Raw genomic sequence first — 17,066 nt, 5'->3', positions numbered from 1 at the left:
CGGAGCGTCGTATAGACTTCCAGAGTCCCCCGCAATCGTGACCGAGGAGCCCACACCCATGGCGATAGACCTCACGGGCCGCCACTTCCTCAAGGAGCTGGACTTCACTCCCGAGGAATTCCACCGCCTGATCGACCTGGCCGCCGAGCTCAAGGCCGCCAAGCGAGCGGGCGCGGAGGTCCAGCGGCTCAAGGGGAAGAACATCGCGCTGATCTTCGAGAAGACCTCGACCAGGACCCGCTGCGCCTTCGAGGTCGCCGCCGCGGACCAGGGCGCCTCGACCACGTACCTCGACCCCTCGGGGTCGCAGATCGGCCACAAGGAGTCGGTCAAGGACACCGCGCGGGTGCTGGGCCGGATGTTCGACGGCATCGAATACCGCGGGCACGGCCAGGGCGTCGTGGAGGAGCTGGCCGCGTTCGCGGGCGTGCCGGTCTTCAACGGGCTCACCGACGAGTGGCACCCCACCCAGATGCTCGCGGACGCGCTCACCATCACCGAGCACACGGACAAGCCACTGGACTCCGTCGCCCTCGCCTACCTCGGCGACGCCCGCTACAACATGGGCAACTCCTACCTGGTCACCGGCGCGCTGCTGGGCATGGACGTACGCATCGTCGCGCCCGAGGTGCTCTGGCCGGACAGCGTGATCGTCGGCCTCGCCCGCCAGCTGGCCGCGACCACCGGCGCGCGGATCACCCTGACCGAGGACGTCGCCGAAGGGGTGCGCGGAGCGGACTTCGTCGCCACCGACGTGTGGGTCTCGATGGGGGAGGCCAAGGAGGTCTGGGACGAGCGGATCGCGCTGCTGGGCCCGTACGCCGTCACCATGGACGTGCTGCGCGCGACCGGCGTCGCCGACGTGAAGTTCATGCACTGCCTGCCGGCCTTCCACGACCTCGGCACCAAGATCGGCCGCGAGGTCCACGAGCGGCACGGGCTCACCGAGCTGGAGGTCACCGACGAGGTCTTCGAGTCCGCGCACTCCGTCGTCTTCGACGAGGCGGAGAACCGGATGCACACCATCAAGGCGGTGCTGGTCGCCTCGCTCGCCGGGCAGTGAGCCGGGTGCTCTATCGCGGACTCATGACGACGGTCATACTTCGGTGATAACTTCACTGGGCAGACAACAGCCACTCGGCTGAAGGAGGCCGCGCTCCATGAGCCCGTTCCCGAGCTCCGCACCGCGCACCGAGACATGGCGGCATGTGCGGCTGACCGTGGACCACGGCGTGGCCACGGTCACCCTGGCCCGCCCCGAGAAACTCAACGCGCTCACCTTCGGCGGCTACGCCGACCTGCGCGACCTGCTGGCCGAGCTGTCCCGCGACGGCTCCGTACGGGCCCTGGTGCTCGGCGGCGAAGGCCGCGGCTTCTGCTCCGGCGGCGATGTCGACGAGATCATCGGCGCGACCCTCGCGATGAGCTCCGGCGAGCTGCTCGACTTCACCCGGATGACCGGACAGGTCGTACGGGCGCTGCGCGAGTGCCCCTTCCCGGTGATCGCAGCCCTGCACGGGGTCGCGGCGGGCGCCGGCTCAGTGCTCGCCCTCGCCGCCGACTTCCGGATCGCCGACCCCTCGGCGCGCTTCGCCTTCCTCTTCACCCGGGTCGCACTGGCCGGCGCCGACATGGGCGCCGCCTATCTGCTGCCCCGCATCGTCGGCCTCGGGCACGCCACCCGGCTGCTCATGCTCGGCGACGCGGTACGCGCCCCGGAAGCCGAGCGCATCGGCCTGATCAGCGAAATGGTCGACGAGGGCCAGGCCGACGAGGCCGCCGCGGCGCTGGCCCGCCGGCTCGCCGACGGCCCGGCCCTCGCCTACGCGCAGACCAAGGCGCTGCTCACCGCCGAACTCGACATGCCGCTGTCCGCCGCCGTCGAGATGGACGCCGCCAGCCAGGCGCTGCTGATGGGCAGCGCGGACTACGCCGAGTTCCACGCGGCGTTCACCGAGAAGCGGTCGCCGAAGTGGCAGGGCCGATAGCCGTGCAGGGAACCTCCGCCTCCGCCTCCGCCTCCGCCTCCGCTTCCGTTTCCGCGCCCGCCCCCGCGCCCGCCCCCGACGCCCCGCTGCGCGTCGCCGTCATCGGCGGCGGTCCCGGCGGGCTGTACGCCGCGGCGCTGCTCAAGCGGCTCGATCCGGCGCGGGAGGTCACCGTCTGGGAGCGCAACGCGCCCGAGGACACCTTCGGCTTCGGCGTCGTCCTCTCCGACGAGACGCTCGGCGGCATCGAGCACGCCGACCCGGTGGTCTACCGCGCTCTCCAGGACGCCTTCGTCCGCTGGGACGACATCGATGTCGTGCACCGCGGCCGGACGCTGACCTCCGGCGGACACGGCTTCGCCGCGCTCGGCCGGCGGAAGCTGCTCTCCGTGCTGCATGAGCGCTGCCGCTCGCTCGGCGTACGGCTGCGCTTCCGCGAGGAGGCGCAGCCCGCCGCGGAGCTGGCCCGTACCCATGACTTGGTGATCGCCGCGGACGGCGTGCACAGCGCGACCCGCGCCGCGCACGCCGAGGTCTTCCGCCCGAAGCTCACCACGCACCGCTGCCGCTACATCTGGCTCGCCGCCGACTTCGCCTTCGACGCCTTCCGCTTCGAGATCGCCGAGACCGAACACGGCGTGATGCAGCTGCACGGCTACCCGTACACGGACGACGCGAGCACCGTCATCGTCGAGATGCGCGAAGAGGTCTGGCGGCGCGCGGGCTTCGACGACGCGGACGAGCGGACCTCGGCCGACCAGTGCGCGAAGATCTTCGCCGACGCGCTCGGCGGCCGTCCGCTGCGCGGCAACAACTCGCAGTGGACCGCCTTCCGCACGGTCGTCAACGAGCGCTGGTCGCACGGCAATACGGTGCTCATCGGGGACGCCGCGCACACCGCGCACTTCTCCATCGGCTCCGGCACCAAGCTCGCCGTCGAGGACGCGCTCGCGCTGGTGGCCTGTCTCCAGGAACGGCCCGGCGACGGCGGCATCCCCGACGCCCTCGCCGCGTACGAGAGCGAACGCCGCCCCGTCGTGCTCTCCACCCAGCGCGCCGCCCGCGCCAGCCTCCAGTGGTTCGAGGAGATCGGCGGCTATCTCGACCAGCCGCCGCGCCAGTTCGCCTTCAACCTGCTCACCCGCAGCCGCCGGGTCACCCACGACAATCTGCGGCTGCGCGACCCCGGCTTCACCGACGCGGTGGAGCGCGACTTCGGAGCGCCGGCCGGCACCCCGCCGATGTTCACGCCGTTCCGGCTGCGCGGCCTGACGCTGCGCAACCGCGTCGTCGTCTCGCCGATGGACATGTACTCGGCCATCGACGGCACCCCCGACGACTTCCACCTGGTGCACCTCGGCGGACGCGCGCTCGGCGGGGCCGGCCTGGTGATGACCGAGATGGTGTGCGTCAGCCCTCAGGGCCGCATCACGCCGGGCTGTACGGGCCTGTACACACCCGAGCACGAGGCCGTCTGGCGGCGCGTCGCCGATTTCGCGCACACTCAGTCGCCGGGCTCGGCGATCGGGATCCAGCTGGGGCACAGCGGCCGTAAGGGCTCCACGAAACTCATGTGGGACGGCATCGACGAACCGCTGCCCGACGGCGACTGGCCGCTCGCCGCGCCCTCCGCTCTCTCGTACCGGCCGGGCGTCAACCAGCTGCCGCGCGCGCTCGACCGGGCCGGACTGGCCGAAATCCGCGAGCAGTTCACCGAAGCGGCGGTGCGCGCCGCGCGCTGCGGGTTCGACCTGCTCGAACTCCACTGCGCGCACGGCTACTTGCTCTCCAGCTTCCTTTCGCCGCTGACCAATCACCGGAGCGACGGCTACGGCGGCGACCTCGAAGGCCGGCTCCGCTACCCGCTCGAAGTCTTCGACGCGATACGCGAAGTCTGGCCCGAAGAACGCCCCATGACGGTCCGTATCTCCGCCACCGACTGGGCGGACGGCGGCACCACCGCCGAGGACGCAGTCGAGATCGCCCGCGCCTTCACCGCGCACGGCGCGGACGCCATCGACGTCTCCACCGGCCAGGTCGTGTCCGACGAACGCCCGGAGTACGGCCGCTCCTACCAGACGCCGTACGCGGACCGCATCCGCAACGCCCTCGGCGTCCCGGTCATCGCGGTCGGCGCGATCTCCTCCTGGGACGACGTCAACTCGCTGCTGCTGGCGGGCCGCGCCGACCTCTGCGCCCTCGCCCGCCCGCACCTCTACGACCCGCACTGGACCCTGCACGCGGCGGCCGACCAGGGCTACGAGGGCCCCGGCGCGCCCTGGCCGCTCCAGTACCGCGCGGGCAGCCGCACACCGCCGACGGGCCGCACGGACGGGCCGAAACCGAGGCTGAGACTGGACAGTTGAGGGCGGCGCCGAGGCGGGGAGCCCCGCGCCCGGCTCAGCCCATCCCCGCCGCGACATACGCCGCGCCCGCGTCCCGCAGCCGCACGTGCAGCCGCGCGAAGACCTCCGCCGCGCGCCCGCCGGGCCAGTCGGCGGGCAGCAGTTCGGCGGGCAGGCCCGGGTCCGCGTACGGGAGCCGCCGCCAGGAGTCCAGGGCGGCCAGATAGTCCCGGTAGGCGTCCTCCTCGGGCACCAGCCGCCGCCGCTCCCAGCGGGCCAGCACCGGCTCGTGCACCTCCAGGAACGCCTGGTGGAGTTTGGCGATCGCAGCCAGGTCCCACCAGCGTCCCGCCGCCTGTGCCGTCGGCTCGAATCCGGCGTGCGTGCCACGGAACAGGTCGACGTAGCAGGCCAGTTCGAGCCGTTCCAGGGTGTGCCGGGTCTCCTCGTAGAGGTGCGCGGGGGCGATCCACACCCCCGGCGCGGCCGTGCCGAAGCCCAGCCGGGCCAGCCGGGAGCGGAGCAAGTGCCGCTTGTGCCGCTCCTGTTCGGGCACCGAGAAGACGGCCAGCACCCAGCCGTCCCGCAGCTTGGCCGCCGAGCGGCCGTAGATCCGCCGGTCGCCGTCGTCGAGCAGCTGGCGCGCGTCGGACGACAGTCCGTACCCGGCCGCGCCCTCCGCCGTACGGTCCGCGACGAGCAGCTCGCGCCGCTTGAGCCGGGAGACGGCCGAGCGCACCGACGGAGGGTCCACGCCGACCGCGCCGAGCAGCCGGATCAGCGCGGCGACGGGCACCGGGCCGTACGCCTCGGGCGCGGCCACCGCTCCGTTCCCGGCCGGCCCGCCATCGCGGTCCGCGCCCTTGCCGTCCGCGCCGCTCGCTGCCCCGGGGCGTGCTGACGCGGCCTCCCGCCCGAACGCGCCGTAGAAGGTGACGATGAGGGAGCGCGGGGTGTGCTGCGCGATCTGGTCTGTCACGTGGTCACTCTAGATCGGGCCCGGGGCCCTGATCTTCGGGGCGACCCTGATCGCGCAGCCGGAAGCGCTGGAGCTTGCCGGTGGGGGTACGCGGGAGCGCGGCGCGGAAGCGGATTTCGCGCGGGCACTTGAAGGGAGCGATCTCCGATTTGGTGAACTCCCGCAGCGCGCGCACCGCTTCACTCCCACGGGGCGCACCCTCGCGGAGGACCAGGTGCGCGACGACGATCTGACCGCGCTCCTCGTCCGGCCGCCCCACGACCGCCGCCTCCAGTACGTCCGGGTGGCGCAGCAGCGCGTCCTCGACCTCCGGTCCGGCGATGTTGTAGCCGGCGGAAATGATCATGTCGTCGGCTCGTGCGACATAGCGGAAGTAGCCGTCCGGGTCGCGGACATAGGTGTCCCCGGTCAGGTTCCAGCCCTCGCGTACGTAGACGCTCTGCCGCTCGTCGGCGAGGTAACGGCACCCGGTCGGCCCGCGCACCGCCAGCAGCCCCGGCTCTCCGTCGGGCAGCGGTTCGCCGTCGGCGTCGATCACCCGCGCCTCGAACCCCGGCACCGGCGTCCCCGTGGTGCCCGGCCGGATCGCCTCGTCGGCGGCCGATATGAAGATGTGCAGCAGCTCGGTCGCCCCGATGCCGTTGATGATCCGCAGCCCGGTCCGGTCGCGCCACGCCTGCCAGGTCACCGCGGGCAGGTTCTCGCCGGCCGACACGCAGCGGCGCAGTGAGGTGGTGTCGTACGTCTCCAGCCGGGGCAGCATCGCGCGGTACGCGGTCGGCGCGGTGAACAGCACGGACACCCGGTGCCGCTGCACATCGGCGAGCAGCTGCTCGGGCCCGCCCCAGTCGGCGAGCAGCGCGCAGGCCCCCGCCCGCAGTGGGAAGATCACCAGCCCGCCGAGGCCGAAGGTGAAGCCCAGCGGCGGGCTGCCCGCGAACACGTCGTCGGGCCGGGGCCGCAGCACCTGGGCGGAGAAGGTGTCGGCGATGGCGAGCACATCGCGGTGGAAGTGCATGCAGCCCTTGGGCCGCCCGGTGGTGCCCGAGGTGAAGGCGATCAGCGCGACGTCGTCGCTGGAGGTCGGCACCGCGTCGTAGCCGCCGGGGCGCGCCTCGGCCAGCCGCAGCAGGTCGTCGGGAGTGTCCCCGCCGTACGCGGCGATCCGCAGCTCGGGCACCTCGGCCTTGACGAGGTCGGCCAGCGAGCGGCTGTCGCAGAGCGCGTGCCGCACCTGGGCGATCGAGCAGATCGTCGCCAGCTCGTGCGGGCGCTGCGCGGCGAGCACGGTCACCGCGACCGCGCCCGCCTTCATCACCGCGAGCCAGCAGGCGGCCAGGTACGGGGTGGTCGGGCCGCGCAGCAGCACCCGGTTGCCGGGCAGCACGCCCAGGTCCGAGGTGAGGACGTGGGCGATCCGGTCCACCCGGTCGCGCAGCTCGCCGTACGACCAGACCTCGCCGGAGCCGCTGCGCGTCGCGGGGCGGTCGGGGCCGAGCCGTTCGATGGTGCCGTCCAGCAGCTCGGCACCGCAGTTGAGCCGGTCGGGGTAGCGCAGTTCCGGCAGCTCGAAGCGGAGTTCGGGCCATTGTCCGGGGGGCGGCAGATGATCGCGAGGGAAGGTGTCCACGTGCGCCGAAGGTTTGAGCTCCATGGCTGATGCGCCCCCTAGCGCCGAAAAGGATTGGGGGTCTTGCACGTCCTGCGGGTCCGCCGTCAGCGTAACGTGTTGGTGACGACAGTCAACGGTTCGCGATAAGGGAGGACGGCCGATGCCGGCATTCGCACTGGAACCGGAGCAGCTGAGGTGGTGCGAGGAGCTGCGCACCCTGGCCGCGGAACGCTTGGTCCCGCTGGCCGAGAAGGGTTCGCCCAGCGGTTCACCCGGCCGGGTGAACCGCCCGCTGGTGGCCGCGCTGGGGGAGAGCGGCCTGCTGGCGCACGTCTTCCCGCAGGAGCGGCCCGTACGGGCCCTGGACCTCTGCCTGCTGCGCGAATCGCTCGCCCAGGTCTGCACGGAGGCGGAGACGGCCCTCGCCCTCCAGGGCCTCGGCGCACACCCCGTAGCGGCGGCCGGAAGCCCCGAGCAGCGGGCGCGCTGGATTCCCGAGGTGCGCGCCGGGCGGGCGGTCGCGGCCTTCGCCCTGAGCGAGCCCGGCGCGGGCTCGGACGCCGCCGCGCTGGCCCTGGCGGCCGAGCCGGACGGCGGCGGCTGGCGGCTCAGCGGCGAGAAGTGCTGGATCTCCAACGCTCCCGAGGCCGACCTCTACACCGTCTTCGCCCGCACCTCGGCGGACGCCGGAGCCCGTGGCGTCACCGCTTTCCTGGTCCCCGCCGACCGGCCCGGCCTGAGCGGCGAGCACCTCGACATGCTCAGCCCGCACCCCATCGGCAGCCTCGCCTTCGACGGCGTGCCCGTCACCAGGGACGACGTGCTGGGCGAGCCCGACGGCGGCTTCCGGGTCGCCATGGGCACGCTGAACCTGTTCCGGCCGAGCGTCGGCGCGTTCGCCGTCGGCATGGCGCAGGCGGCCCTCGACGCGGCCCTGGCGCACGCGGCCCGCCGCACCGCCTTCGGCGGCCCGCTCAAGGACCTCCAGTCCGTCTCCCACCAGCTCGCGGAGATGGCCGTGCGCACCGAGTCCGCGCGGCTCCTCGTCTACGCGGCGGCGGCGGCGTACGACAGCGGGGCCCCCGGCATCGCCAAGCGCTCGGCGATGGCCAAGCTGCTCGCGACCGAGACGGCCCAGTTCGTCGTCGACGCCGCCGTCCAACTGCACGGCGCGCGCGCCCTGCAACGCGGCCACCTGCTCGAACACCTCTACCGTGAGGTCCGCGCGCCGCGCATCTACGAAGGCGCCACCGAGGTCCAGCGGACCATCATCGCCAAGGAGCTCTACCGATGACCCTGGAGCGCGTCAACCCGCCCGGACTCTCCCCGCCCACCGGCTTCTCACACGCCGTCACCGCCACCGGCGGCCGCCTGGTCTTCCTGGCCGGCCAGACCTCCCTCGACCCCGCCGGCAAGGTCACCGGCGACACACTCCCCGCCCAGTTCCGCACCGCCCTCGCCAACCTGCTGACCGCGCTGCGCGCCGCCGGGGGCACTCCGGCGGACCTGGCGCGCGTCACCGTCTACGCGACCGACGTCGCCGCCTACCGCACCCACGCCGCCGAAATCGGCCGCATCTGGCGCGAGTTGGCGGGCCGGGACTATCCAGCCATGGCGGTCATCGGAGCGGTGCGGCTCTGGGACGAACAGGCGATGGTGGAGCTGGACGGGTTCGCGGTGCTGGCGTAGGGGTCGCTGACAGGGCGGGGGAGCGGTCGGACGCCGGAGTGGCGTCCGCCGCGTGCCGGTGGAATTTCCGACTGATGAGCAGGCCGAGGCGTACGACGATGCGTAGCGGTATCGGGGCGGCTCAGCTGCCGCAGGCACAGCCCGCAGCCGTCGCAGGCTCGGCGGAGCCGGGCGAAGTGGTGCAGCAAGCGTCCCCGCCGAGGGCGGGGCTCTTGCCCAACTGGTCGGCATCCGCCTTGACGACGTAGACCTCCCAGGGCTCCTTGCCGGGGCCGTGGACCCACACCTTGTCCTGGAGGGCGTAGCAGCAGGAGGTGTCGTTCTCCTCGAACGTGGCGAGCCCCGCGTCCTTGAGGCGGGTGGTGGCGGCGGTGACCTCCTCGACGGTCTCGACCTCGACCCCGAGGTGGTCCAGGCGGGTCTCCTGGCCGGGCTTGCCCTCGATCAGGACGAGCTTGAGCGGCGGGGTGGTGATGGCGAAGTTGGCGTAGCCGGGGCGGCGCTTGGCGGGCTCGACGCCGAAGAGCTTGGAGTAGAAGGCCACCGACGCTTCGAGGTCGGCGACGTTGAGGGCGAGCTGGGCACGAGACATGGCGGTCCTCCACGATCAGGTTGTATTGATATTCATCGATTCAATCTTGCCCCTTGGATCGAAAAACGTCAACATAGAAGCATGTCGAAACAAGAGCTTGTGGTGCTCGGCCAAGACGGTGCCGATGGATGCTGCCCCGCACTGCTGACCGCCCCGCTGGACGGGACCAGGCCGCCGACCTGGCGAAGGTCTTCAAGGCCCTCGGCGACCCGGTGCGGCTGCGGCTGCTGTCGATGATCGCTTCCCCGCAGGCGGGGAGGTCTGCGTCTGCGACCTCACCCCGGCCTTCGACCTGTCCCAGCCGACGATCTCCCACCACCTCAAGCTGCTGAAGCGGGCCGGACTCATCGACTCCGAGCGTCGCGGGACGTGGGTGTACTACCGGCTGCTGCCGCGGATGACCGACTGCCTCGCCGCGATTCTCGCCTGGCCCGACGACGAGCTGCTGCCCGAGCCCGCCCCGTCCGCCTCATCAGCACCGAAGCCACCACCACGGTGGCGCCCGCGGGGCGGTCACCGCCTTCCTCACCCACCTCGCGGGCGAGGCCGTCGAAGTCCGCTCCGCCGGGTCCGCACCGCCGACGCCGTGAACCCGGCCGCCGTGGAGGCGACGGCGGAGGTCGGCATCACCGCGGCAGGGTCTGGGTGACGCGCCACAGGCGGCGGGGCAGGTCGCCTTCTTCGAAGGGGTGGACCTCGTTGAGTGTCCAGCTGTCGGCGAGGGCGTCGACCAGGTCGCGGGGGAAGAAGTGGACGGCGAAGCCGCCATGCTCGTAGATGTCGTCGCCGTGGGCGCTGCCGGTACCGTAGTGGGCGTCACTGGTGTGCCGCACGGTGTAGACGAAGGTGCCACCCGGTCGCAGCACGCGGCGGATCTCGCCGACCAGGGCGTGGATCTCCTTGGTGGACAGGGCCATGCACAGCAGCATGTGCGCGAACACGGCGTCCACGGACGCCTCCGTCAGCGGCAGCGGCTCGCGCACATCGTGTACGGCGGTGGTCACGCGTCCGGCGACGCCCTGGTCGCGGGCCGCATCCCGCAGCTGCGACAGGCCGGTCGGGCTGAAGTCGGTGGCCTGGACGGTGAAGCCCTCGCGGGCGAAGTACAGGGCGTCGCGGCCATGCCCGGCGCCGAGTTCCAGCACGTCCTTGGCACCGGCAGCGTGGAATGCCTGGGCCGCGTAGACGGCCGGAGTGGAGGGCAGCTCGCCGTACATGCCAGGGTGGGCGGTGTAGGTGTCCTGCCAGTGCTGGCGCTGCGTGTCCGCCAGCTCCTGCTCGTGTGCCGCCACGTCTCTCAGCTCCCTCGCGTCCCGGCCTCGTGCCGGCCCACCGGCAAGCCTAGACGTGGCACGACCCCTCGGGCCGAAGGCCACTGGCGGGCTACTTGTCACCTGGTCGTTGACGGCACCCCGATGACCGGAATCTGCGCGGTTGGCGACTCCAAGACCAGCGCTCGGCGCTTGCCGCCGTTCCGTCCCGACACAGGAGTAGCCCCGGAGGAGAGGAGGGTGGGGCAGTCTGTGCGTTGCCCCACCCTGTCGTTCGCTGTCAGAGCTGTGTGTCCGCCGCCAGAGCCGCGAACGCCGACCATGCGTCACGGGACACGGCCAGAGGATGCAGCTGTGTGTCCTTGGAGTCCCGTACGAGGACGGTCTCGGGGCGCACGGCGACCTCGACGCAGTTGTCGCCCCCGCCTCCGCTGTAGCTGCTCTTGGACCAGGCCAGTTCAGTGGTGCCCATAGTGTTCCTCGCTGTCAGAGGTGTGTGTCTGCCACCAGAGCTGTGAAGGCCGTCCATGTGTCACGGGATACGGCCAGATGGGGCAGCCCTGTGTCCTTGGAGTCCCGTACGAGGACGGTCTCGGGGCGCACGGCGACCTCGACGCAGTTGTCTCCGGAGCTGCCGCTGTAGCTGCTCTTGAACCAGGCCAGTTCGGTGGTGCTCATAGTGCTCCTCGCATCTGCTCCAGCAGGCTTACTGTGGCTGCGTGGCCGAGGGCCTGCGACCGCAGCCTGCCATAGCGTTGGAGCATTGCGCTCACGTCTTTCGGACTGGTGATGAGAATGCTCGACTGCTGGCCTTCCGAGTAGCCCACCCACTCATGCTGGACTGTCTCCGCGAGGTACATGAGCCCATCGATACCGGCGTGGTCCTCCTGGCGCAGGGGCATGACCTGGAGCTCGATGTTCCTGTGCTCGCCCTGTTCGAGAAGATGGTTCAGGAGGCTGCGAGTGACCTCCACACCGCCCATGCGGCGTTCGAGCAATGCTTGCTCGATGATGAAGCTGAAGGCCGTGTGCGGGCGTGCCGCCAGCAGCTCCTGGCGCTCAAGGCGGGCAGCTACCTGACGTTCGACCTGCTCTTCCGTGAGGGGTGGCAACCTGCGATTGAAGACCGCCCGGATGTACGGCTCGGGCTGCAAGAGCCCGGGAATCGCCCGGCACTCGTACGAATACAGCGATAGCGCTTCCTCTTCGATGCCCGCCCACTGTCGAAACCATGACGCCAACCCCGCCTTCCGCGTCAAACTCCGCGCCGTAGCCGCAAGCACCCGCCCCGCAGCCGACCCCAGAGCTTCCTCCGCCCGATCCAGCAGCTTCGTCGGCGGGAAGCGCTTCCCCTGCTCGATCTTGGCGATGTAGTGCGCCGAATACCCCACCCGTCCCGCAAACTCCTCCTGCGTCAGGCCCCCTTCGTCCCGCAGAGCCTTCAGGACCGCACCGAAGGTCTTGAGACTGTCCGAGAGTTCCGGTTCGTTGTTGGTCCCGCCGCCGTGGTCCACACTCATCGCAGTCAGCCTCGCCCCTCCGCGCCCGTACACACGCACCTGCCCGACACCCCATGGTCACGGACGGTTACTCACCCAGTCCAGTGCGTGAACCAGTACAGCGCGATCTGTACCAGCGTCGGTCCTGCCGACCAGGGCTCGCGGCCGGAACGCTGGCCTCCATGAAAGCTCCCCACACCCAGGCCCCCGTCACGGTAAGCACGTTCACCCAGCGCTTCTCCGCGACCCTGCGCGGAGCGCGGCTCGCCCGGCTGCTGGCCGCGCATCAGCTCGCCGACTGGGGCGTCCCGTACCACTGCGAAGCCCACGACGCCGTCTCGCTCGTGGTCGCGGAACTCGCCGCCAACTCCGTGCTGCACGGCCATGTCACCGGCCGCGACTTCGAGTTGCACCTCGTGCACACCGGAGACCTCGTCAGCGTCGAGGTCTCCGACACCCACCCCGCGCTGCCCGAACGCGCCGCTCTCGCCCCCGACGACGAGCACGGGCGCGGCCTGCATCTCGTGCAGGCGCTCGCCGAACGGTGGGGTGTGCGGGACAGGGTGGGGCCGGGGAAGACCGTGTGGGCCGAGTGCCTGCTGAACGGTGCGGGGCAGGACGTCTAATGAGCGCCGGGCTTCCGGCCGATCAGCGCGAACCCGGCAGCCGGATGTTCTGTGTCCAGGCGTTCGTCCCGCCCGACGGGGTCGTCTTGCAGGCCGCCTCGTAATAGCGCCAGAACCAGATGCCGCTCGTGCGGCAGCGCCAGAACCAGATGCCGCTCGTCTGGTCGCGGGAGCCCCCTTGGAAGACCCCGCTGTCCGGCGGGGTGGGGGCTCATCCGGCTCCCCCGCCGTGCGACCAGAGCGGGTGCGCCAAGGCCCCCGCTCGGCTGCTTGACCTGTCCAGGGTCAGCCGGTGCGGGGGCCTCCTTCACATGCCCACTGCGCTACTGCGGACTACTCGTCGAGGTACAGCAGCGCGGTGATCGTCTTCTTGCAGACGTCACAGTGCATCGGGGCCTCGATGCTGGCGAGATCGGCTTCGATGGACGTGATGCGGTCCACGACGCCCGTCTCTACCTCGCCCTGCCAGGCGACGTGCCAGCGCTCGGTGTTCTCCTGGAGACGCGACACGTAGCCCCGCGTCATCTCGTAGAACGCCCGGACACCGTGCTCCTTCATGTAGCCCCAGTTGAACTCAAGGCTCCTGAGCACGACGGGGAACGGGTGGAGTGCCTGCGTGCGGCCCCAGGTCTTCAGCACGTCCGGTACGTCGAGCCTGCCGGCCCGCTCGTCCAGGACGTTCCACATGCCCGACTCGTCGTAGTCGCCGAGGACCTGGTCCAGGATTCCGGCACAGCGCCGGAGGTTTGCCTTCTTCGCCTCGAAGACCCGCGCGACCTCGGTGCGGGTCTGGTCCGAGGGCTCCTTGCGCGCGTTGCTGATGGCTCGGGTCAGCTCTGTGCTGAGGGCTGCCTCATCACAGAGCGAGTCCCCGAAGCTGAGCCACGGGTCCGGAAACCCGCGCTCAGCCGTGATCTGGAAAATACGATCGCCTTGCGTTCCCATCCGCTCCTCCTGGAACGGGTCGGCAGCGGCATGGGTCCGCTACACGTCAACTGGATGGTGCGCACCGCCGCGACAGTTCCTCGGCGGCCTCATTGAACGGGACCTGGACCTGTTCGCCAGTCTCCATGTCCCGCAGCGTGACTGTACCGTCACTGCGCTCTGCCGCGCCGTAAATCACACAGAAACGGGCCCCCTGCTCGTTGGCCCACTTCATCTGTTTGGCGAACTTGCCGCTTGACCCGAGATACACGCCTGTGCGTACTCCGGCACGTCGGATCTCGGCTGCCAACCGGAAGCTGTCGGCTGCCTGTTCCTCGCCCATGACGGTGACGGCAACATCAATCTGCGAGTACTTGGCCTCTTCACCCTGGCTGAGCAGAGGCAAGATGCGCTCGATGCCGAGCGAGCCGCCACATGCGGGAGAGTCCTTGCCTCCAAGACGGGAAATCAGGCTGTCGTACCGACCGCCGGACGCGATCGAACCGGGCATGCCAGGGGCGATGACCTCGAAGATGATGCCGGTGTAGTAGTCGAGCCCGCGCACGAGGTTTGGCGTGAATGCGATGCGCTCGGACGGGATCGAGTCCTTGGTGAGTTCCAGCAGCCGGTCCACCTCGGCCAAGCCCGCCTGGCCGGTTTCGCTGGACTTCAGCTCTCCCCTGACGCGCTCGACAGAATCGGGCGCGGTGAGGTCATCGACCAAGCCCTGAGCCACCTCCGGAGACAGGCCACGGCTGTCTACCAGCTCACTCACGACAGCCTCCGGGGAGAGCTTGTCGAGTTTGTCGAGCGTGATCAGCGCGCCGGAACCGAGGTCATCCGGAACGCCGTACGCCTCCAGCAGACCGAACAGAGCGTGGCGGGAGTTCACCAGGAAACGGAACTCCGGCACGCCGAGCGCTTCGAGGGCGTCGTGCAGCGCAAGGACGACTTCGGCGTCTGACAGGGGCGAGGAGGAGCCGACGATGTCCAGGTCGCACTGGACGAACTCGCGGAACCGTCCCTTCCCGGGCCGGTCCGCTCGCCACACGGGCGCGATGGCGTACCGCTTGTACGGCGACGGGAGCTGACTGCCGTACGCGGCTGCCGCGCGGGCCAGAGGGACGGTGAGGTCGTAGCGAAGGGCTAGATCAGCCTCTCCGGTGGCTTCGTGCTCACCGCGCCGGAGAATCTTGAAGATCAGCTTGTCGCCCTCGTCACCGTACTTGCCGGTGAGCACGTCCAGCCGCTCGAAGGCCGGAGTCTGGAGAGGCTGGAACCCGTAGCGGGCGAATACGGCGCGGATGGTCGCGAAAGCATGCTCGCGCCGCTCGCACTCGGCGGCGAGGAAATCGCGGGTCCCGGACGCGGGGTCAAACTGCTTCAAGGAGGCCATGCGGCCATAGTCCCGGAAGCCAGTGTCCCGGGGCAAAACACATGGCCGTGGTGTCTCGTCCGCTCCCGCGCTTGCCCACGCGGCCGGCCGGAGCGGCTTTGGCCGGTGTCCTGTTCGGGTTGGGGTCGGGCATGTTCAGGGGGCCGTACGCTTTCTGGCAACTCGGGCAGGCTTTGATCCTGCCCGGAATTGGATCGAGTGGCCCCCTGGACTTGCCCGACGCGGGCCCCGGGCCGAACAGGTGGGTAGAGCCGCGTAGGCCGGCGGCCCTGGCCACCGGTGGGTGGACAGCAATCCGCGGTGCCCTGTCGGAGGCTTGGCGCACGTCCCGCTCCACACTACAAGGGCCTCTCTGAACGGTCATTTTGCCTGATCAGAGAGGCCATCAGGTCGCGCTCGGCTTAAATGTCGCGAAAGATCTCGATCTGCGCGCCGATCGAGTTGAGCCGCTCCGCCAGATCCTCGTAACCCCGGTTGATCACATACACGTTGCGCAGCACCGACGTGCCCTCGGCCGCCATCATCGCCAGCAGCACCACCACCGCGGGCCGCAGCGCGGGCGGGCACATCATCTCCGCCGAGCGCCAGCGGGTCGGGCCCTCGACCAGGACCCGGTGCGGGTCGAGCAGCTTGACGCCCGCGCCGAGGCGGTTGAGGTCGGTGAGGTAGATGGCGCGGTTGTCGTAGACCCAGTCGTGGATCAGGGTCGAGCCCTGCGCGCTCGCCGCGATGGCGGCGAAGAAGGGGACGTTGTCGATGTTGAGGCCGGGGAACGGCATCGGGTGGATCTTGTCGAGCGGCGCGCTCAGCTTCGAGGGGCGCACGGTCAGGTCGATCAGCCGGGTGCGGCCGTTGTCCGCCGGGTATTCGGCGGTGCGCTCGTGGTCGAGGCCCATCTCCTCCAGCACCGCGAGTTCGATCTCCATGAACTCGATCGGCACCCGGCGGATCGTCAGCTCGGAGGAGGTGATCACGGCGGCGGCGAGCAGGCTCATCGCCTCGACCGGGTCCTCGGACGGGGCGTAGTCCACGTCCCGGTCGATGCGCGCGACGCCGTGCACGGTGAGGGTGGTCGTCCCGACGCCCTCGACCCTGACCCCCAGCTCCTCCAGGTAGAAGCAGAGATCCTGGACCATGTAGTTGGAGCTGGCGTTGCGGATCACCGAGACGCCCTCGTGCCGGGCCGCCGCCAGCAGCGCGTTCTCGGTGACGGTGTCGCCGCGCTCGGTCAGCACGATCGGGCGGTCGGGGGAGACCGTACGGTCCACCTCGGCGTGGTACGTGCCGTCCGTCGCCGTGACGTCGAGGCCGAAGTGCCGCAGCGCGCTCATGTGCGGCTGCACGGTCCGGGTGCCGAGGTCGCAGCCGCCCGCGTACGGGAGCTTGAACTGGTCCATCCGGTGCAGCAGCGGGCCGAGGAACATGATGACGCTGCGGGTCCGCCGGGCGGCCTCGTCGTTGATCGCGTCCAGGTCGAGCTTGGCCGGCGGCACGATTTCCAGGTCGTTGCCGTCGTTGATCCAGCGGGTCCGGACGCCGATGCTGTTCAGCACCTCCAGAATCCGGTAGACCTCCTCGATCCGGGCGACCCGGCGCAGCGTCGTGCGCCCGGCGTTGAGCAGCGAGGCGCAGAGCAGCGCCACGCACGCGTTCTTGCTCGTCTTCACCGCGATGCTGCCGGACAGCTGCCTGCCGCCGACGACGCGCAGGTGCATCGGGCCCGCGTAGCCGAGCGAGACGATTTCACTGTCCAGGGCCTCACCGATTCGAGCGATCATCTCAAGGCTGATGTTCTGATTACCTCGCTCGATGCGGTTCACCGCGCTCTGGCTGGTATTCAGCGCTTCCGCGAGCTGGGTCTGCGTCCAGCCACGGTGCTGCCGGGCGTCGCGGATGAGCTTGCCGATGCGTGCGAGGTAGTCGTCTGTCATAGAGGCGAGGTTATCTCATATTTGAGATGAGAGACGAGCGACGTGCCGAGGGGGCACGTTGCTTTTGGTCGTGGCTTCGGCCTTGTCGCGGCCTCTGCTGCGGCTCTCGCTTCGGGCCTCGCGGCGCACCGCCGGGAATTCTCGGCCGCCATCCGTCACATTTCCTCGCCGTGCGCTGGTAGCGGGGTGGGGCGGCCCGCGCCCGCGCCACGCC

Annotated in this window: 16 protein-coding genes and 2 pseudogenes; 8 read left to right on the top strand and 10 right to left on the bottom strand. The window is 70.4% G+C overall.

Features of this window, described 5'->3' with window-relative positions:
* Nucleotides 1-58 precede the first annotated feature (58 nt).
* The 3 genes from argF (at nucleotide 59) to QMK28_RS09795 (ending at nucleotide 4,354) form a co-directional block, all read left to right on the top strand.
* Entirely contained in the window at nucleotides 59-1,063 is a 1,005-nt protein-coding gene (gene argF / locus QMK28_RS09805; RefSeq protein WP_326436657.1) for an ornithine carbamoyltransferase, read from the top strand.
* 97 nt (nucleotides 1,064-1,160) lie between these two features.
* Nucleotides 1,161-1,988: an enoyl-CoA hydratase family protein gene (locus tag QMK28_RS09800; RefSeq protein WP_326436656.1), complete on the top strand. Its 828-nt coding sequence runs from the start codon at nucleotides 1,161-1,163 to the stop codon at nucleotides 1,986-1,988.
* Between the two features lie 86 nt (nucleotides 1,989-2,074).
* A complete protein-coding gene (locus QMK28_RS09795; protein WP_326436708.1) occupies nucleotides 2,075-4,354 on the top strand; it encodes a bifunctional salicylyl-CoA 5-hydroxylase/oxidoreductase in 2,280 nt (759 codons plus the stop codon).
* 34 nt (nucleotides 4,355-4,388) lie between these two features.
* On the opposite strand, the gene QMK28_RS09790 is transcribed toward QMK28_RS09795, so the two are convergent.
* Together QMK28_RS09790 and QMK28_RS09785 are read right to left on the bottom strand one after the other, a co-directional pair.
* Nucleotides 4,389-5,312, bottom strand: a complete 924-nt coding sequence (locus QMK28_RS09790) for a PaaX family transcriptional regulator (protein WP_326436655.1) — start codon at nucleotides 5,310-5,312, stop codon at nucleotides 4,389-4,391.
* 4 nt (nucleotides 5,313-5,316) lie between these two features.
* Nucleotides 5,317-6,966, bottom strand: coding sequence for an AMP-binding protein (locus QMK28_RS09785; protein WP_326436654.1), 1,650 nt, complete (start codon nucleotides 6,964-6,966; stop codon nucleotides 5,317-5,319).
* Between the two features lie 118 nt (nucleotides 6,967-7,084).
* Between QMK28_RS09785 and QMK28_RS09780 the strand changes: the two genes are divergently transcribed.
* Together QMK28_RS09780 and QMK28_RS09775 are read left to right on the top strand one after the other, a co-directional pair.
* Nucleotides 7,085-8,218, top strand: a complete 1,134-nt coding sequence (locus tag QMK28_RS09780) for an acyl-CoA dehydrogenase family protein (protein ID WP_326436653.1) — start codon at nucleotides 7,085-7,087, stop codon at nucleotides 8,216-8,218.
* Entirely contained in the window at nucleotides 8,215-8,613 is a 399-nt protein-coding gene (locus QMK28_RS09775; RefSeq protein WP_326436652.1) for a RidA family protein, read from the top strand. The genes QMK28_RS09780 and QMK28_RS09775 overlap by 4 nt, the downstream gene beginning before the upstream one ends.
* A 121-nt stretch (nucleotides 8,614-8,734) precedes the next feature.
* On the opposite strand, the gene QMK28_RS09770 is transcribed toward QMK28_RS09775, so the two are convergent.
* Entirely contained in the window at nucleotides 8,735-9,205 is a 471-nt protein-coding gene (locus QMK28_RS09770) for an ArsI/CadI family heavy metal resistance metalloenzyme (RefSeq protein ID WP_326436651.1), read from the bottom strand.
* A gap of 81 nt (nucleotides 9,206-9,286) precedes the next feature.
* Here QMK28_RS09770 and QMK28_RS09765 point away from each other — a divergent pair.
* Both QMK28_RS09765 and QMK28_RS09760 read left to right on the top strand, forming a co-directional pair.
* Nucleotides 9,287-9,674: pseudogene (locus QMK28_RS09765) on the top strand (ArsR/SmtB family transcription factor); the annotation flags it as partial.
* Between the two features lie 46 nt (nucleotides 9,675-9,720).
* Nucleotides 9,721-9,833 (top strand): annotated as a pseudogene (locus QMK28_RS09760) (phosphotyrosine protein phosphatase); the annotation flags it as partial.
* On the opposite strand, the gene QMK28_RS09755 reads toward QMK28_RS09760, so the two are convergent.
* The 4 genes from QMK28_RS09755 to QMK28_RS09740 all read right to left on the bottom strand — a co-directional run bounded on the left by QMK28_RS09755 (nucleotide 9,832) and on the right by QMK28_RS09740 (nucleotide 11,996).
* Entirely contained in the window at nucleotides 9,832-10,497 is a 666-nt protein-coding gene (locus tag QMK28_RS09755) for a class I SAM-dependent methyltransferase (protein WP_326436650.1), read from the bottom strand. The pseudogene QMK28_RS09760 and the gene QMK28_RS09755 overlap by 2 nt on opposite strands.
* A gap of 259 nt (nucleotides 10,498-10,756) precedes the next feature.
* Complete coding sequence (locus QMK28_RS09750; protein ID WP_326436649.1) at nucleotides 10,757-10,948, bottom strand: DUF397 domain-containing protein; 192 nt, start codon at nucleotides 10,946-10,948, stop codon at nucleotides 10,757-10,759.
* A gap of 14 nt (nucleotides 10,949-10,962) precedes the next feature.
* Nucleotides 10,963-11,154 (bottom strand): DUF397 domain-containing protein, encoded by a 192-nt coding sequence (locus tag QMK28_RS09745; protein ID WP_326436648.1) that lies wholly within the window; start codon nucleotides 11,152-11,154, stop codon nucleotides 10,963-10,965.
* Nucleotides 11,151-11,996: a helix-turn-helix domain-containing protein gene (locus tag QMK28_RS09740; protein ID WP_326436647.1), complete on the bottom strand. Its 846-nt coding sequence runs from the start codon at nucleotides 11,994-11,996 to the stop codon at nucleotides 11,151-11,153. Before QMK28_RS09740 ends, QMK28_RS09745 begins: the two co-directional genes overlap by 4 nt.
* A 161-nt stretch (nucleotides 11,997-12,157) precedes the next feature.
* Between QMK28_RS09740 and QMK28_RS09735 the strand changes: the two genes are divergently transcribed.
* Nucleotides 12,158-12,601, top strand: coding sequence for an ATP-binding protein (locus QMK28_RS09735; RefSeq protein WP_326436646.1), 444 nt, complete (start codon nucleotides 12,158-12,160; stop codon nucleotides 12,599-12,601).
* Between the two features lie 333 nt (nucleotides 12,602-12,934).
* Here the strand turns inward: QMK28_RS09735 and QMK28_RS09730 are convergent, their stop codons facing one another.
* The 3 genes from QMK28_RS09730 to QMK28_RS09720 all read right to left on the bottom strand — a co-directional run bounded on the left by QMK28_RS09730 (nucleotide 12,935) and on the right by QMK28_RS09720 (nucleotide 16,852).
* Nucleotides 12,935-13,546 (bottom strand): hypothetical protein, encoded by a 612-nt coding sequence (locus tag QMK28_RS09730; protein ID WP_326436645.1) that lies wholly within the window; start codon nucleotides 13,544-13,546, stop codon nucleotides 12,935-12,937.
* Nucleotides 13,547-13,592: 46 nt separating this feature from the next.
* Nucleotides 13,593-14,921: a histidine--tRNA ligase gene (gene hisS / locus QMK28_RS09725; protein WP_326436644.1), complete on the bottom strand. Its 1,329-nt coding sequence runs from the start codon at nucleotides 14,919-14,921 to the stop codon at nucleotides 13,593-13,595.
* Nucleotides 14,922-15,322: 401 nt separating this feature from the next.
* Complete coding sequence (locus QMK28_RS09720; RefSeq protein ID WP_326436643.1) at nucleotides 15,323-16,852, bottom strand: UDP-N-acetylglucosamine 1-carboxyvinyltransferase; 1,530 nt, start codon at nucleotides 16,850-16,852, stop codon at nucleotides 15,323-15,325.
* Nucleotides 16,853-17,066 lie beyond the last annotated feature (214 nt).

Source organism: Streptomyces sp. H27-D2 (assembly GCF_035828615.1).
GTDB lineage: Bacteria > Actinomycetota > Actinomycetes > Streptomycetales > Streptomycetaceae > Streptomyces.
The sequence above is the reverse complement of the archived record's forward strand: the minus strand, read 5'-3'. Positions and strand labels throughout refer to the sequence as shown.